The following is a 15,787-nucleotide window of genomic DNA, read 5'->3' as shown; positions in this document are numbered from 1 at the left end:
GATGGTGGAAGAGAAGAAGCCCGGCCGACGAGGCATCCTCGGCGGCCGTCGACGCAAGGCGGCCGAGCAGGCGGCGCAGCAGGCCGCGGCGCAGCAGGATGCGGCCCAGCAGGATGCGGCCCAGCGGGATGCGGCCCCGGCCCCCGAGACCGAGGCGACTCGTGGCGAGGCCGAGCAGGTCGCGGCCCCCGCGGCCGCCGAGCTCGCCGAGCGGATCGCGCAGCCGGTGCCCCCGGTCGCGCCCGAGCCGTCGTCGGTGCCGACGGCGCCGGCCGAGCAGCCGGCCGCCGAGCAGCCCGCTGCCGAGCACCCCGCCGAGGGGCCATCCGTCGCCGGAGAGCCCGCCGCGGCGCAGCCCGCCGATGTGCAGCCCGCGGCCGACGCACCTGCCGCCGAGACCGACCCCGAGCCGCCGCTCGTCGCGACCTCGCCGCGCCACCTCCTGTTCCGCGCCCCCGACCTCCCGACCTGGACGCCGCCGGCCCGCGAGGCCCGCACCCCGCAGGAGCGGGGCGGTGCCGCCCCGCAGTCGGCGCAGGCCGGCTCGCAGCCCGCGGGCGAGGAGGACGGGCAGAGCCGCCGCCGCACCCGCCGTCGCGGCGAGCGCGAGGAGGGCGCCGCCGAGCAGGGCGGCCGCCAGCGCCAGCGCCAGGCGCCCGAGCCCATCTCGGAGCCGCAGAAGATCAAGGGCTCGACCCGCCTCGAGGCGAAGAAGCAGCGCCGTCGCGACGGCCGCGACGCCGGCCGCCGCCGCCCCGTGATCACGGAGGCCGAGTTCCTCGCCCGCCGCGAGAGCGTCGACCGTCAGATGGTGGTCCGCGAGAAGTCGGGCCGCATCCAGATCGCCGTCCTCGAGGACGGCGTGCTCGTCGAGCACTACGTCGCCCGATCCTCCGAGTCGAGCCTCATCGGCAACGTGTACCTCGGCCGCGTCCAGAACGTGCTCCCGAGCATGGAGGCCGCCTTCGTCGACATCGGCCGCGGCCGCAACGCCGTCCTCTACTCGGGCGAGGTCGACTGGGATGCCGTCCAGCAGGACCCGGAGAAGAAGAACCAGCCGCGTCGCATCGAGCTCGCGCTCAAGCCCGGCGACCGCGTCCTCGTGCAGGTGACGAAGGATCCCGTCGGCCACAAGGGCGCGCGCCTCACGAGCCAGGTGAGCCTCCCCGGCCGCTACCTCGTCTACGTGCCGAACGGCTCCATGAACGGCATCAGCCGCAAGCTCCCGGACACGGAGCGCGCGCGCCTCAAGAAGATCCTCAAGGAGGTCCTCCCGGACGACGCGGGCGTCATCGTGCGCACCGCCGCCGAGGGGGCGACGGAGGAGCAGCTCACGCTCGATGTGCAGCGCCTCACGAGCCAGTGGGCGGAGATCGCCCGCGCGCAGGAGATCGGCAACGCGCCGGCCCTGCTGCACTCGGAGCCCGACCTCCTCATCAAGATCGTGCGCGACGTCTTCAACGAGGACTTCCACAAGCTCGTGGTGGCGGGCGACGAGGTCGAGGGCACGATCCGCCGCTACCTCACCTCGGTGGCCCCGGACCTCCTCGACCGCCTCGAGTCCTTCTCGGGCGAGCGGGATGCCTTCGACGCCTTCCGCGTGACGGAGCAGATCGAGAAGGCGCTCGACCGCAAGGTCTGGCTGCCCTCCGGCGGCTCGCTCATCATCGACCGCACCGAGGCGATGACGGTCGTCGACGTCAACACGGGGAAGTTCGTCGGCTCCGGCGGCAACCTCGAGGAGACGGTCACGAAGAACAACCTCGAGGCCGCGGAGGAGGTCGTGCGCCAGCTGCGCCTGCGCGACATCGGCGGCATCATCGTCGTCGACTTCATCGACATGGTCCTCGAGTCGAACCGCGACCTCGTGCTGCGCCGCCTCGTCGAGTGCCTGAGCCGCGACCGGACGAAGCACCAGGTCGCGGAGGTCACGAGCCTCGGCCTCATCCAGATGACGCGCAAGAAGCTCGGGCTCGGGCTCCTCGAGTCCTTCAGCGAGACCTGCGAGGTCTGCGCGGGCCGCGGCCTGATCGTCCACCACGACCCGGTCTCGAAGCACCGCCCGCAGCAGCAGGGCGGCGGGAACGGCGGCGAGGGCGGCGGACGGCGTCGCGGCGGCCGCGGCAACGGCAACGGCGGCGGGAACGGCGGCTCGAACGGCCAGCCCTCGCAGCCGACGACGCAGGGCGCAGGATCCAACGGCACGCACGCGATCACGGAGGATGTGCGCAACGCGCTCGCCCAGATCGCGAAGAGCACGGTGCCGCACGTCCCCGAGGGGGAGGGCGCCGAGCCCGCGGCCGGTGCCGAGGGCGGGTCCGCCGCCGAGGCGACCGCGACAGCCTCGACGTCGGAGGCGGAGACCGGCTCCGGCGCGGGGGCGCAGGCTCCGGCCGCGGCCGAGCCGCCGGCGACCGTCGAGCGCGCCGCCGAGGCGGCCGCGGAGGCCGCGGTCGACATCCTCGACCTCTCCTCGGCGAAGAAGGCGAAGGGCCGCCAGCGCCGGATCAGCACGCACGACGCCGAGCTCATCCTGGACTCCGTGCTCGAGGCGCTGCCCGAGCCGAAGGAGGCGGGGGCCGGACGTCAGCGCCGCTCGCGCCGCGCCTCGACCTCGGGTGCCGTCATCACGCCCGGCGCCGAGCCGGGGGCCGGCGAGCGGTAGGGCTCCCGCGGAAGCGCGAGACGCGGTCCGGAGCCCTCAGGCGCCGGGCCGCGTCGCCTTCCCGTCGAGCCACAGCTCGTCGGACTCGTCGCGGTGGGCGCCGTCCGTGCCGACGTGCTTCGAGTCGATCCGCGGCCCCTTCTGGATGACGTGGACCATGGCCATGCCGTGGCCGCGCCCCAGCCCGTAGTCGTCCTTGAGCCATTCGAGGATCGCGCCCGCCTTGACGCCGGGCTCGGCGAGGCCGCGCTCGCGGGCGAGCTCGAGGAGCTGTCGCGGCGTGAGCCCGGTCTTGGTCTCGACGGCGTCGAGGTAGGCCTGGAAGGACATGGGCGCTCCGATCTCTCGCTCGGAATCTACTCCCCGGCGCCCGCGGCGCGCGCCCCCTTCTCGCGCTGCGTGACACGGAGGCCCGCGGCCTGCAGCCGTCGCAGCAGCTCGCGCCCCGTGACGGGCTGCGCGCCGAGCGCGACGAGCTCGTCCCAGCGCTCCTGCGGCACGTCGTAGTGGTCGTGATCGAAGGCGCGGCGGGGGATGCCGGCGCGGCCCGCGAAGTCGTGCAGCTCCTCGAGGCGCTCGTCCGTCACGAGGTGCGCCCACAGCGTGCCGTGGGCGGGCCAGACGGGCTCGTCGATGAGGATCACAGTGCCCCCATCATGGACCCGTGCGGCGCCCGCGCGCTCGCGCCGCCCTCCCCTCGCTAGGCTCGAGCCGCCGGTCGATCATGGTCCGGCGGGACGGGGCACGGGCATGGCGGAGCGATCCGAGGGGATGCGGCCGCAGGTCGCGCGGACGCTCGACCGGCGCGGCGCGATGCCGGCGCTCGTCGCCTCGTCGGCGGTGTTCGCCGCGATGCTCCTGCAGAACGTGCTGCACGCGGCCCTCGCGACCGCGAACGCGGCGGGGATCGGCGGCGTGACGGGCGCGGGTGCGCTGGGGCCCATCTGGCAGGCGCAGCTCGCGGAATCCTTCACGGGCGCCCTGCCGTTCGCGCTCGGCATCTTCGCGGTCCTCTGGCAGATCGCCCCGATCGGCCCGGAGCTGCGGCTCGCCCAGGTCGTGACCCGCGCACTCCTCGCGGCCGCGATCGGGATGCTCGTGCAGGCGGCGCTCGCCGTGCTGCTCGCCATCCTCGGTGCCGCGACGGGCTTCCCGGGGCTCTTCCTGGAGGCCTTCGGCGGCGTCTCGACGGCGATCCTCGACGGCGTGATCGGCGCCCTCCACGACCTCGTCGCCCACGCCGCGACGGTCGTGCTCGCGGCGGTCCTGCTGTGGGGCTGGCTGCAGCGGCATCCCCGCGGGGACGGGGCAGCGGGGACGCTCGACGAGGTTTGACCGAGGGGCGCCTCGTCGCGTACTCTTGACCTTCGGTGTGCGCTGGGCTGAGCCCGCGTCTCGCACCGATGACTTCCCGAGGTCGTTCCGGCCTCCCAACGTAAGGACAATCCCGTGGTTTACGCAGTTGTGCGCGCCGGCGGTCGGCAGGAGAAGGTCGAGGTCGGCACGATCGTCGTCCTGGACCGCATCCAGGCTGACGAGAACGGCAAGATCGAGCTCGCCCCGGTGCTCCACGTCGACGGTGAGAAGATCACGCACGACGCGAAGGCCCTCGCGAAGATCAAGGTGACGGCGGAGGTCCTGAACGACCTGCGCGGCCCGAAGATCACGATCCAGAAGTTCAAGAACAAGACCGGGTACAAGAAGCGCCAGGGCCACCGCTCGGAGCTCACCCGCGTCAAGATCACCGGCATCAAGTAGGGGCTGACAATGGCACACAAGAAGGGCGCGTCCTCGACCCGCAACGGTCGCGACTCGAACGCGCAGTACCTCGGCGTCAAGCGCTTCGGCGGCCAGGTCGTCAAGGCCGGCGAGATCATCGTCCGCCAGCGCGGCACCCACTTCCACCCCGGCGCGAACGTGGGCCGCGGCGGCGACGACACGCTCTTCGCGCTCGCGGCCGGCTCGGTCGAGTTCGGCAAGAAGGGCGGCCGCAAGGTCGTCAACATCGTCAGCGCCTGACGCGCGACGAGCAGTTCTCCGGCAAGGGCGGGCCTCGGCCCGCCCTTGCCGTCTTTCATGAGCAGGGGATGATCGCATGGCGACCTTCGTCGACCGGGTGACGCTGCACCTCCGAGCCGGCCACGGCGGCAACGGCTGCGTCTCGGTGCGCCGCGAGAAGTTCAAGCCGCTCGCCGGCCCCGACGGCGGCAACGGCGGGCACGGCGGCGACATCGTCCTCGTCGCCGACCCGCAGGTGACGACCCTCCTCAGCTACCACCGCGGCCCCCACCGCACCGCCGGCAACGGCGGGCCCGGCATGGGCGACCACCGAGCGGGTTACCAGGGCGAGGAGCTCGTGCTCCCGGTGCCGGTCGGCACGGTCGTCTCGAGCCCCGAGGGCGAGCAGCTCGTCGACCTCGACGAGCCGGGGATGCGCTTCGTCGTCGCACCCGCCGGCCAGGGCGGTCTCGGCAACGCCGCGCTCTCGACGACGAAGCGCAAGGCGCCCGGCTTCGCGCTGCTCGGCACCTCCGGCTGGGAGGGCGACGCGGTCCTCGAGCTCAAGACGGTCGCGGACGTCGCGCTCGTCGGCTTCCCGAGCGCCGGCAAGTCCAGCCTCATCGCCGCCCTCTCGGCGGCGAAGCCGAAGATCGCCGACTACCCCTTCACGACGCTCCACCCGAACCTCGGCGTCGTCGAGTCGGGAGAGGTGCGGTACACGATCGCGGACGTGCCCGGCCTCATCGAGGGCGCGAGCGAGGGCAAGGGCCTCGGCCTCGAGTTCCTCCGCCACGTCGAGCGCTGCGCCGCGCTCCTCCACGTGCTCGACTGCGCGACGCTGGAGCCCGGCCGCGACCCGCTCAGCGACCTCGACACGATCCTCCGCGAGCTCGAGGCCTATCCGGTCCCCGAGGGCCAGGTGCCGCTCGTCGAGCGCCCGCAGCTCGTCGCGCTCAACAAGGTCGACGTGCCGGAGGCGCGCGAGCTCGCCGACTTCGTGCGCGGCGACCTCGAGGCGCGCGGCTACCGCGTCTTCGAGATCTCCGCCGTCGCGCGCCAGGGGCTGCGCGAGCTCAACTTCGCGCTCGCCGAGCTCGTCCGCGAGGCGCGCGTCGCGCAGGCCGCGGTCGCCGAGCACAAGCCGCGCATCGTGATCCGCCCGCGCGCGGTCGACGCGGCCGAGTTCGAGATCCGGGTCGAGGGCGGCGAGGAGCCGCTGTACCGGGTGCTCGGCGAGAAGCCGCAGCGCTGGGTCGAGCAGACCGACTTCCAGAACGACGAGGCCGTCGGCTACCTCGCCGACCGGCTCGCGAAGCTCGGCGTCGAGGAGGGGCTCTTCCAGCACGGCGCGGTCCCGGGCTCCGCGGTCGTCATCGGGCCGGGTGCGGGCATGGTCTTCGACTGGGAGCCGACGCTCACCTCCGCCGCCGAGCTCATCACGAGCCCCCGCGGCACCGACGCGCGCCTGGATGACAATCGCCGCCTCACGCGCAACGAGCGCCGCGACGCCTACTTCGAGCGCATGGATGCGAAGACGGAGGCCCGGGACGAGCTCGCGCGCGAGCGCAAGGCCGGCCTGTGGCGCGACGACTACCCGGACGACGAGGACGAGGCGTGAGCGGACTCCGCGAGGCCGTCGTCGGCGCGCGCCGCATCGTCGTGAAGGTGGGCTCCTCGTCGATCAGCGGCGAGAACGCCGGCCAGATCGACCCGCTCGTGGACGCGCTGTCCGCGGCGCACGCGCGCGGCGCCGAGGTCGTGCTCGTCTCGTCCGGCGCGATCGCGACGGGGATGCCGCACCTGCGGCTGGACGCGCGCCCCACCGACCTCGCGACGCAGCAGGCGGCCGCGGCGGTCGGGCAGAACGTCCTCATCTACCGGTACCAGAACTCGCTCGCCCGCTACGACATCGTCGCGGGGCAGGTGCTGCTCACGGCGGGCGACCTCGAGAACCCGACGCACCGCTCGAACGCCCAGCGCGCCATGGAGCGCCTGCTCGGGCTCCGCATCCTGCCGATCGTCAACGAGAACGACACGGTCGCGACGCACGAGATCCGCTTCGGCGACAACGACCGCCTGGCCGCGCTCGTCTCCGAGCTGGTGCAGGCCGACCTCCTCGTGCTCCTCAGCGACGTCGATGCGCTCTACACGCGCCCGCCGCAGGAGCCCGGCGCCGAGCGGATCGACCGCGTGCCGGTCGACGACGACCTCTCGGGCGTCGAGCTCGGCGACATCGGCGCGGCCGGCGTCGGCACGGGCGGAGCGGGCACGAAGATCGCGGCCGCGAAGCACGCCGCGAAGGCCGGCATCCCGGTGCTCCTCGCCTCGACGGGGAACGTCCGCGAGGCGCTCGCGGGGGAGGCCACCGGCACCTGGTTCGAGGAGCGCCCCCGGGCCTGAGCCGGTGCGTCGGGCGAGCGCGCCGCTGGTACGATCGCCGGCATGACCGACCAGTCCGTGCAGTCCTCGACCGAGACGCGGATCGCCGAGCGGCTCGAGGCCGCGCGTGTCGCCGCCCGGGTGCTCGCGACCCGCTCGACGCTCGAGAAGGACGCCGCCCTCGAGGCGATCGCGCTCGCCATCGAGGCGGGCGCCGAGCGCATCGTCCCGGCGAACGAGCTCGACCTCGCGAACGGCCGCGAGAACGGCATCGCGACGGGCCTGCTCGACCGGCTGCGCCTCGACGAGCCGCGCCTGCGCGGGCTCGCCGCCGCCGTGCGGGATGTGATCGCGCTGCCCGATCCGGTGGGGGGTGTCGTGCGCGGCTCGACCCTGCCGAACGGCCTCCGCCTCAGCCAGGTCCGCGTCCCCCTCGGCGTCGTCGGCGCCATCTACGAGGCGCGCCCCAACGTGACGATCGACATCGCCGCGCTCGCCCTCAAGAGCGGCAACGTCGTCCTCCTCCGCGGCGGCTCCGCGGCGGAGCACACGAATCGCGTGCTCGTCGAGCTGCTCCAGGAGGCCGTCGCCTCCGTCGGCCTCCCCGCGGCGGCCGTGCAGACGGTCGACGAGTTCGGCCGTGAGGGCGCGAGGGCGCTCATGCGGGCGCGCGGCTTCGTCGACGTCCTCGTGCCGCGGGGGAGCGCGCAGCTCATCCGCACGGTCGTCGAGGAGTCGACGGTCCCGGTGATCGAGACGGGGGCCGGGGTCGTCCACATGCTCCTCGACGCCTCCGTCGACACCGCGATGGCGGTCGAGCTCGCCGTCAACGCCAAGACCCACCGACCGAGCGCCTGCAACGCCCTCGAGACGCTGCTCGTGCACCGGGCGGCCGCCGACCGCCTCCTGCCGCCCGTCCTCGAGGCGCTCGCCGCCGCCGGCGTGACGGTGCACGGCGATGCCGCCGTCCGCGCCGTCCGGCCGGATGCGCTGGAAGCCACCGAGGAGGACTGGGCCGCCGAGTACCTGAGCCTGGATCTCGCGGTCCGCGTCGTCGACGACCTCGACGACGCGCTCGACCACATCCGTCGCTACTCGACGCGTCACACGGAGTCGATCGTGACCGCCGATCTCGCGAGCGCGGAGCGCTTCCTGCGCGAGGTCGACTCGGCCGCCGTCATGGTCAACGCCTCGACCCGCTTCACCGACGGCGGGCAGTTCGGCTTCGGCGCCGAGGTCGGGATCTCGACCCAGAAGCTGCACGCCCGCGGCCCCATGGGCCTGCCGGAGCTCACGAGCACGAAGTGGCTCGTGCGCGGCGACGGCCAGATCCGGGCCTGAAGAGCCGATAGACTCGCAGGCGGAACACCGGAGAGGACGTCATGTCGCTGCTGTACACGCTCGTCGCCGAGACCCATCACGAGGAGCTCGCGCCGATCATCATGCCGCCGATCGCCTTCGCGATCGTCGCGGCCGTGGTCTTCATCGGCCTCGCGCTCGTGACCTTCAGCTACCGGGATGTGGCGAACCGCCACAGCGACAAGGTCGGGGACGCGCCGGAGGGCGGCCACGGCCACCACTGAGCCGCTCGGCGCCCCGGCGTCGGCGCCGCGCCGACCTCGGATCGGCGTCATGGGCGGCACCTTCGATCCGATCCACCACGGGCACCTCGTCGCGGCGAGCGAGGTGCAGCAGAGCATGGACCTCGACGAGGTCGTGTTCGTCCCGACCGGCCAGCCCTGGATGAAGCAGGATGTCTCGCCGGCCGAGCACCGCTACCTCATGACCGTCATCGCGACGGCCTCGAACCCGCGCTTCACGGTGAGCCGCGTCGACATCGACCGGGGCGGCCCCACCTACACGATCGACACCCTCCGCGACCTGCGGGAGCAGCGTCCCGATGCCGAGCTCTTCTTCATCTCGGGCGCGGATGCGGTGGCGCAGATCGTGCAGTGGAAGGACAAGGACGAGCTCTGGGATCTCGCGCACTTCGTGGCGGTCTCCCGCCCGGGTCACAGGCTGAGCATTCGCGGATTGCCGGAGCACGGCGTAAGCTCCTTGGAAGTACCCGCGCTGGCCATCTCGTCGACGGACTGCAGGGCGCGTGTGGATCGGGGCCACCCGGTCTGGTATCTGGTCCCCGACGGTGTTGTTCAGTACATCTCCAAGCATCATCTCTATCGGAGTGAGACATGACGACATACTCGGACCCGCCGCGATCGCGGCGCGCAGCCCGGCAGGGCGAGCAGGAGGAGCGCCAGCCGACGCCGCCTCCCTTCGCCGCCGCGGCAGGCTCCGCGTCTGCCGCGCCGAGCGCACCGGCTCCCCGCGATGCCACGCACATCGCCGCCGAGCCGCTGATCTACCAGACGCAGTCGCGTCGCCCGGTGCCGGAGTACGACGGACCGAGCTTCCGCGCCCGCCGCACGCCTGAGGGCGGTGAGGAGGGCGACCTCCCGACGACCCAGGCGGTGCCGACGACCGACGCTCCCGCCTACCGCATGCGCGACTACGCGCCGGAGCGCCGCCAGGCGCCCAGCTGGGCGCCGCAGTACCGCGCGCCCGAGGAGGGCGAGGCGAGCCAGCTCGAGTACCGCACGCAGGGTCGCGAGCAGGTCGCCGCGGCCGTGTCGTCCGCCGCGCAGGCGCCCGAGCAGCCCGTCGCGCCGGCCCCGGAGGCCGCAGCGCCGTCCGACGGAGTCGTGCCGACCGCCGCGGCGCCCGCTCCCGGCGAGCCCGCCGTGCCGGCGCCCGCGTCACCCGAGCGCACCATGACCCGTCGTGAGCTGCGCGCGCTGCGCGAGGCGCAGGAGGCCGCCGCCGCGGCTGCGGCCGGTGCCGCGACGGCGTCGCCCGACACGGCGCTGCCGGGTGCCCCGGCTCCCGTCGCGCCGGAGCGGGCCGAGGTCGCGGAGCCCGCGGTGGAAGCGGCGCCCTGGTTGAGCGCCCCGCCGCCCACCCTGGCGCCGGCCTCCGCGCCGGCACCCGCCCAGGCCGAGTCGGATGGCCGGGCCGAGGCGGAGCCGGATGCCGCCGAGCAGAACGCCCCGGCACTCGAGGCCGAGCTCGGCTTCGACGCCCCGTCGGCGCCGCCGGTCGACGAGCGCGAGACGCCCTCGGCCCCCGAGCCCGCGGTCGCCCCGTTCGCGGAGCCCGTCGCCCTCGTCGAGCCGGGCGAGGAGCCGAAGCGCGACGTCGCCTCGGTGTTCGACGCCCTCTTCACCCCGCCGTCGGAGCGCGACGTCGTCGACGCGCCGCCCCCGGGCCGCGACCCGCTCGAGTTCCTCGACGCCGCGCCCGCCGCCGCTCCGGCACCGGCCGGCCCGCGTGCCGACCTGCCCGCGCCCGCCGAGGCGGAGCCCGAGGCGGAGCAGGTGCCGGTCGAGTCGCTCTTCGAGACCGGCCCCGTCACCTCGCAGCCCGCGTGGCCCGCGCCGGGCTCCGCCCCCGCATCCTCGGCGCCCGCGCCGTCGGCCCCGGCCGCGCCCTCGGTGCCGTCGGCCGCCGCGCCGTCGGCCGCCGCGCCCTCGGCCGCGTCGCCGGCGGGGATGCCCGCGCCGAGCGGCGCCCCCGTCTCGATCCCGGCCCCGCCCATCGAGGTCGTCGTCGAGCCCGTGCAGGAGCCGGAGCCCATCGTCGAGGAGCCCGCCGCCCCGGCGGACGCCCCCGAGCCGACCGAGATCCGCATCGACCTCGACGCGCCGATCGCGGACGAGCCGCCCGCGCCGGTCGCGGGCGCCGCGCCGGATCGCCCCGTCAACCACTGGTCGAACCAGCAGATGGACGAGGAGGAGGGCGGCATCGCCCGCAGCGTGCTCGGCGGCCACGGCGTCGTCACCACGAACGCGCTCGTGCTCTCCGACATCCCGCAGCCGGACTTCACCGCCTCGCTCACCCCGAGCGGCACCGGCGAGATCGTCGTCACCGGCTCGATCGACCTGCCCGCGAGCCTCGCGTCCACGGGCGCACACCCGACCCAGCTCGACGAGGCGAAGCTCGACCACGAGCTCGACCCCGGCGACCAGCAGGTGGCCTCCGTCGACTCCCAGCCGGTCCGCGCCATCCGCGCGGTCAGCACCCACACCTCGACGCGCGGCGTCATCGCGCAGACGAAGCCCCGCGGCAACCGCGCCCTCACGATCCTCATCGTGGCGGCGGCGGGCATGGCGGTCGTCGTCGGCACGCTGCTCGTGGTCGGGCTCATCACCGGCTCGCTCGGCTAGCGTGCCCGCCATCCACCACCGAAGGATCACGTGACCGCATCCGACCGCGCCCGCGAGCTCGTGCGCGCCGCCGCCCGCGCCGCCGACGACAAGCAGGCCCAGGACCTCGTCGCGCTCGACGTCTCGGGGCCGCTCCCGCTCACCGACGTCTTCCTCCTCGCGAGCGGGCGCAACGAGCGCAACGTCTCCGCGATCGCGGAGGGCGTCGAGGAGGCGCTCCACGAGCTCGGCATGAAGGCGCTCCGTCGCGAGGGCCGCGCGGAGGGCCGCTGGGTGCTGCTCGACTTCGGCGAAATCGTCGTCCACGTCTTCCACGAGGAGGACCGGATGTACTACTCGCTGGAGCGCCTCTGGAAGGACTGCCCCGTGATCCCGCTCGAGCTGCCGGAGCCGCAGGCGCCGGCCGAGTAGTCCGGCATCCCGCCGTTCGGTGCACTCGATGCAGGATCAGGGCGGGCGCGCAGGTGGGACTGCGACGCTTCCCTCATGAAGTGCCCGACGGATAGCGCCACCCTCGTCATGAGCGAGCGGAACGGCATCGAGATCGACTACTGCCCCGAGTGCCGGGGCGTCTGGCTGGATCGCGGCGAGCTCGACAAGATCATCGAGCGCGCCGGCTCCATGGGCGCCGCTCCCGCGGCCCCCGCCGCTCCCGCGCAGCCGGTGCAGCCGGTGCATCCGCAGACGGCGATGCCGCCGCAGGCGGTCGGCCGCCCGTACTACGGCTCGCCCGACTCGGCGCCCTACCCGCCGCAGTACGGCCAGCGGGGCTACGGCTCCGGTCAGCAGCCGTATCGCAAGAAGAAGAACTGGCTCGGCGAGCTCTTCGACTGATCGGGCGGCTCAGCGCCCGCGGAGCAGCCAGGGCCGCAGCGCCCGCGTCACGAGCGGCAGCGCGAGGTAGGTCATGATCGGCGTCACGAGGACGACGAGCAGGAGCACCCGCAGCCCGAGGGGCCAGTCGCCCGCGAAGAGGCCGAGCAGGGCGTTGCCGCCGACGCTGAGCGGGTAGAAGACGAGGAAGATCGCGACCATCTGCTTCCACCGCGGCGGTGCCGGCGGCGCAGGGCGCACGACCTCCACGCTCGCCGGCTCGTCGAACCAGCCCTCGATGCCGGTGCGGCGCTCCTCGTGCTCGCCCTCGACGAGGCCTGTCGCGGTCGAGATCCACCAGGCGCGCTCGGGGGAGCGCTGCCAGCCGTCGAGGCTCGCGGCATCCTCGAACCGGAACAGCATGTGCCACTCGCGGCCGTCCGGCTCCGACTTCACCCAGCCCGAGCCGAGATAGCCGGGGCTCGCGGCGAGCAGATCCTGACCCGCCCGCGCCCACGCGGCGACCTCCTTCGCGCGACCCGGGTCGACGGTGCGGGTGATGGAGATCGTGACGGGCTGGGTGGTCATGGCACCATCCTGCCGGGTGGCGGGGCCGCCGGACGCCACCCGGTTCGGCGAGGGCGCGAGAGTGTTGTATTCTGGTCCAGTTGCCCCGAACGGGGCCACGGGCCTGTGGCGCAGTTGGTAGCGCACCTGCATGGCATGCAGGGGGTCAGGGGTTCGAATCCCCTCAGGTCCACCATCAGAGCCCCGCTCGCCGCTTCCACCGGCAGGCGGGGCTCTGGTCTTGTCGAGGCAGACCCCTCGCCGTCGTCGGCGGTCCGGAGTAGCGTGCCGGGCATGAGCCTGGATGCGACGACCCTCGACTGGCTGCTGGACTCCGACCCGGCGATCCGCTGGCAGGTCGAGCGCGACCTGCAGGGTGCGCCGCCCGAGGTTTGGGAGGCGACCAGGGCCCGCGTGAGCCGGGAGGGCTGGGGTGCGCGCCTCCTGGCGAAGCAGGGCGCCGACGGCCAGTGGGCGGGCGGGGCCTACTTCCCGGGGGAGTCCTGGCAGGGCGACCCGGCGCCGGACGAGCCGCCGCATCCCGACGACGACGGCGAGCAGGCCCAGCCCTGGATCGCGACGACGTGGAGCCTCACCTCGCTTCGCGAGTGGGGCGCCGACCCCGCGGTGCTCGGCGACACGGCCGAGCGCATCGACGCGGTGAGCCGGTGGGAGTACGACGAGCTGCCCTACTGGTCGGGCGAGGTCGACGCCTGCATCAACGGCATGACCCTCGCGAACGGGCAGTGGCTGGGCGCCGATCCCGAGAAGCTCGCGCTGCTGCGGCAGTGGTTCCTCGATCACGAGATGGCCGAGGGCGGCTGGAACTGCGCCTGGGTCGACGGCTCGACGCGCGCGTCGTTCCACTCGACGATCAACACGCTGAAGGGCCTGCTCGCCTTCGAGGAGCTGGTCGGCGGCGATGCCGAGCTCGCGGCCGCACGGCACCGCGGCGAGGCCTACCTGCTCGAGCGGCATCTCCTCTTCCGGGCGAGCACCGGCGACAAGGTCGCGCCCTGGGCGACCCACGTCGCCTACCCCTTCCGCTGGGTCTACAGCGCGATGAACGCGCTCGACCACTTCCGCCGAGCCGCCGCGCACGATGGCGCCGAGCCGGATCCGCGTCTCGCGGAGGCGGTCGAGGCGGTGCACGCCGACCGGCAGGCCGACGGCACCTGGATCCAGGAGCGCCGGCACCCCGGCCGCGTCTGGTTCGAGGTCGACGTGCCGGTCGGGGAGCGCTCGAAGTGGCTCACCCTCTACGGCACGCGGGTCCTCGACTGGTGGGATGCGGCGCGCACCGCCGCGTGACGCCTCGTGACCGCGCATGACGCCGTGCTACGCCGTCTTTCGCCACGAGACGAGCCGCGTCCGAGTGTGACGACGCGGAGGTGACAGCCTGTCGGCGGCTTCCTAGCGTGAGGGCACCGCACCGCCGAATGCACCTCGGCACCGCACCCCGCGCACACCCGGAAGGCGACCATGCCCGCACTGCCCGCATCCCGATCCCTGCCCCTCGCCGGCGCGACCGCGATCGCGCTCCTCCTCGCCGGCTGCGGCGGCGCCGCGAACGCGGGACCGGGCGATGACGCGAAGCCGGTCGAGGGCGGCACGATCGTGTACGCGCACCAGCAGGAGCCCGCCTGCGTCTTCGGCGGCTGGATCGAGCAGGCCTACCTCTCCTACAACGTGCTCGACAACCTCACCTCGCTCGGCGAGGACGGGGTCGCGGTGCCCTGGCTCGCGGAGAGCTGGGAGGAGAGCGAGGACGGGCTCGCCTGGACCTTCCATCTCAAGCCGGATGTCGAGTTCACCGACGGCACGCCCGTCGACGCCGAGGCCGTCGCCGCGAACGTCGAGTTCTGGCTCGCGGGCGGCAACAGCACCGCCGTCGTCTGGCTCGAGGACGCCGTCGCGGGCGCGGAGGCGGTCGGCGAGCTCGACGTCGAGCTCGAGCTGCGCTCGCCCTATCCGCGCCTCGCCGAGACGGTCTCGCAGGGCTACTTCGGCATCCAGTCGCAGCAGGCGCTCGAGACCCGCAGCGAGGAGGAGAACTGCGAGCAGCCCATCGGCTCGGGCGCGTTCACGGTCGGCGAGTGGAAGCGCGGCGAGTCGATCCAGCTCATCCGCAACGACGACTACACCTCCTGGCCCGCGAACGCGAAGCACGAGGGCCCCGCGAAGGTCGAGGGGGTCGACTGGCGCTTCGTCGCCGACCCGACGACCCGCGTCGCGGCGCTCCGCTCGGATGAGGCCGACGCGATCTACGACGTCCCGGCGATCGAGTGGGCGGGGCTCGACTCGGAGGCCTGGGAGCTCCACCGCTACGTGACGGCGGGCCGCCCCCAGCAGCTCAGCTTCAACACGCAGGAGGGTCCGTTCACGGACGAGCGCGTCCGCCAGGCCTTCGCCTACAGCCTCGACCGCGACGCGATCGTCGAGACGGTCGGCCGGGGCGTCATCCCCGTCGAAGGCAACGGGGGCGTGAGCCGGTCGACGCCCGGCTGGAGCGAGGATGCGGCGAACCGCTACGACTACGACCCCGAGCAGGCGGCCGAGCTCCTCGACGGGGCCGGCTGGACGCTCGGCGCGGACGGCATCCGCGAGAAGGACGGCGAGCCGCTCAGCGTGATCCTGCCCTACGGTGCCGGCTCCATCATCAACACCGACGGCGCCTCGATCCTGCAGGGCGTCCAGCAGCAGGCGAAGGAGACGGGCTTCGACGTCGAGCTGATCCCCGTCCCGCAGAGCGCCTTCTTCGGCGGCGCGTACTCAAAGCCCTCGGAGCGCGACATCAACGCGGGCTACTGGACGGCGGTGACGAGCGGCATCCTCCGCATCAACTGGAAGGTCGGCACCCAGGAGAAGCCGAATTTCAACAACGCCGCCTTCTCCGACGACGCCGAGCTCGAGGCGATCATCGCCGAGGCGGACGCGACGAGCGACATCGAGGAGCAGAACGCCCTCTACGCCCAGGCGCAGGAGCTCATCGCCGACAAGGCGTACTCGATCGGCCTCTACGACCGGCTCTCGACGCTCGCCGTCTCGCCCTTCGTCAAGGACGTCTGGCAGGAGCACGCGCAGGGAGGACCGGTGTTCCACGATGCCTACTTCGTCGAGTGAGCTCGCCGGCGCGGCG

17 protein-coding genes and 1 tRNA gene are annotated in these 15,787 nt (G+C 73.6%); 15 read left to right on the top strand and 3 right to left on the bottom strand.

Annotated elements, in window-relative coordinates:
- The first annotated feature begins 1 nt into the window (after position 1).
- Complete coding sequence (locus OF852_RS05250; RefSeq protein WP_271120750.1) at positions 2 to 2,665, top strand: Rne/Rng family ribonuclease; 2,664 nt, start codon at positions 2 to 4, stop codon at positions 2,663 to 2,665.
- 36 nt (positions 2,666 to 2,701) lie between these two features.
- On the opposite strand, the gene OF852_RS05245 is transcribed toward OF852_RS05250, so the two are convergent.
- The gene (locus tag OF852_RS05245) at positions 2,702 to 2,995 is read right to left on the bottom strand and encodes a DUF4287 domain-containing protein (protein ID WP_271120749.1); all 294 of its coding nucleotides are present in this window, start codon (positions 2,993 to 2,995) and stop codon (positions 2,702 to 2,704) included.
- A 26-nt stretch (positions 2,996 to 3,021) separates the two neighbouring features.
- Positions 3,022 to 3,306, bottom strand: a complete 285-nt coding sequence (locus OF852_RS05240; RefSeq protein ID WP_271121118.1) for a DUF4031 domain-containing protein — start codon at positions 3,304 to 3,306, stop codon at positions 3,022 to 3,024.
- Between the two features lie 109 nt (positions 3,307 to 3,415).
- Between OF852_RS05240 and OF852_RS05235 the strand changes: the two genes are divergently transcribed.
- From OF852_RS05235 to OF852_RS05185, 11 genes are all read left to right on the top strand, one after another.
- Positions 3,416 to 4,000 (top strand): hypothetical protein, encoded by a 585-nt coding sequence (locus OF852_RS05235; protein WP_271120748.1) that lies wholly within the window; start codon positions 3,416 to 3,418, stop codon positions 3,998 to 4,000.
- Between the two features lie 114 nt (positions 4,001 to 4,114).
- Entirely contained in the window at positions 4,115 to 4,423 is a 309-nt protein-coding gene (rplU, locus tag OF852_RS05230) for a 50S ribosomal protein L21 (protein WP_271120747.1), read from the top strand.
- Between the two features lie 9 nt (positions 4,424 to 4,432).
- A complete protein-coding gene (gene rpmA / locus OF852_RS05225; protein ID WP_271120746.1) occupies positions 4,433 to 4,684 on the top strand; it encodes a 50S ribosomal protein L27 in 252 nt (83 codons plus the stop codon).
- Positions 4,685 to 4,760: 76 nt separating this feature from the next.
- Positions 4,761 to 6,284, top strand: a complete 1,524-nt coding sequence (gene obgE / locus OF852_RS05220) for a GTPase ObgE (RefSeq protein ID WP_271120745.1) — start codon at positions 4,761 to 4,763, stop codon at positions 6,282 to 6,284.
- Positions 6,281 to 7,066 (top strand): glutamate 5-kinase, encoded by a 786-nt coding sequence (proB, locus tag OF852_RS05215; RefSeq protein WP_271120744.1) that lies wholly within the window; start codon positions 6,281 to 6,283, stop codon positions 7,064 to 7,066. The genes obgE and proB overlap by 4 nt, the downstream gene beginning before the upstream one ends.
- 42 nt (positions 7,067 to 7,108) lie before the next feature.
- The gene (locus OF852_RS05210; protein WP_271120743.1) at positions 7,109 to 8,386 is read left to right on the top strand and encodes a glutamate-5-semialdehyde dehydrogenase; all 1,278 of its coding nucleotides are present in this window, start codon (positions 7,109 to 7,111) and stop codon (positions 8,384 to 8,386) included.
- 41 nt (positions 8,387 to 8,427) lie between these two features.
- Positions 8,428 to 8,628 (top strand): hypothetical protein, encoded by a 201-nt coding sequence (locus tag OF852_RS05205; RefSeq protein WP_271120742.1) that lies wholly within the window; start codon positions 8,428 to 8,430, stop codon positions 8,626 to 8,628.
- Between the two features lie 49 nt (positions 8,629 to 8,677).
- Positions 8,678 to 9,241 carry a nicotinate-nucleotide adenylyltransferase gene (nadD, locus tag OF852_RS05200; protein ID WP_271120741.1) on the top strand — a complete coding sequence of 188 codons (564 nt, stop codon included), beginning with the start codon at positions 8,678 to 8,680 and terminating at the stop codon, positions 9,239 to 9,241.
- Positions 9,238 to 11,268: a hypothetical protein gene (locus OF852_RS05195; RefSeq protein ID WP_271120740.1), complete on the top strand. Its 2,031-nt coding sequence runs from the start codon at positions 9,238 to 9,240 to the stop codon at positions 11,266 to 11,268. The genes nadD and OF852_RS05195 overlap by 4 nt, the downstream gene beginning before the upstream one ends.
- A 30-nt stretch (positions 11,269 to 11,298) precedes the next feature.
- Complete coding sequence (gene rsfS / locus OF852_RS05190; protein ID WP_271120739.1) at positions 11,299 to 11,679, top strand: ribosome silencing factor; 381 nt, start codon at positions 11,299 to 11,301, stop codon at positions 11,677 to 11,679.
- A gap of 75 nt (positions 11,680 to 11,754) precedes the next feature.
- Positions 11,755 to 12,102, top strand: coding sequence for a TFIIB-type zinc ribbon-containing protein (locus tag OF852_RS05185; RefSeq protein ID WP_271120738.1), 348 nt, complete (start codon positions 11,755 to 11,757; stop codon positions 12,100 to 12,102).
- Positions 12,103 to 12,111: 9 nt separating this feature from the next.
- Here the strand turns inward: OF852_RS05185 and OF852_RS05180 are convergent, their stop codons facing one another.
- Positions 12,112 to 12,669, bottom strand: coding sequence for an antibiotic biosynthesis monooxygenase (locus OF852_RS05180; RefSeq protein WP_271120737.1), 558 nt, complete (start codon positions 12,667 to 12,669; stop codon positions 12,112 to 12,114).
- Between the two features lie 99 nt (positions 12,670 to 12,768).
- Between OF852_RS05180 and OF852_RS05175 the strand changes: the two genes are divergently transcribed.
- From OF852_RS05175 to OF852_RS05165, 3 genes are all read left to right on the top strand, one after another.
- Positions 12,769 to 12,844, top strand: a tRNA-Ala gene (locus OF852_RS05175).
- A 98-nt stretch (positions 12,845 to 12,942) separates the two neighbouring features.
- Entirely contained in the window at positions 12,943 to 13,959 is a 1,017-nt protein-coding gene (locus tag OF852_RS05170; protein ID WP_271120736.1) for a squalene cyclase, read from the top strand.
- 171 nt (positions 13,960 to 14,130) lie between these two features.
- Entirely contained in the window at positions 14,131 to 15,771 is a 1,641-nt protein-coding gene (locus OF852_RS05165) for an ABC transporter substrate-binding protein (RefSeq protein WP_271120735.1), read from the top strand.
- Positions 15,772 to 15,787: the final 16 nt, after the last annotated feature.

The organism is Homoserinibacter sp. YIM 151385, assembly GCF_027912415.1.
Lineage (GTDB): Bacteria > Actinomycetota > Actinomycetes > Actinomycetales > Microbacteriaceae > Schumannella.
This window is presented reverse-complemented; position numbering and strand designations above follow the sequence as displayed.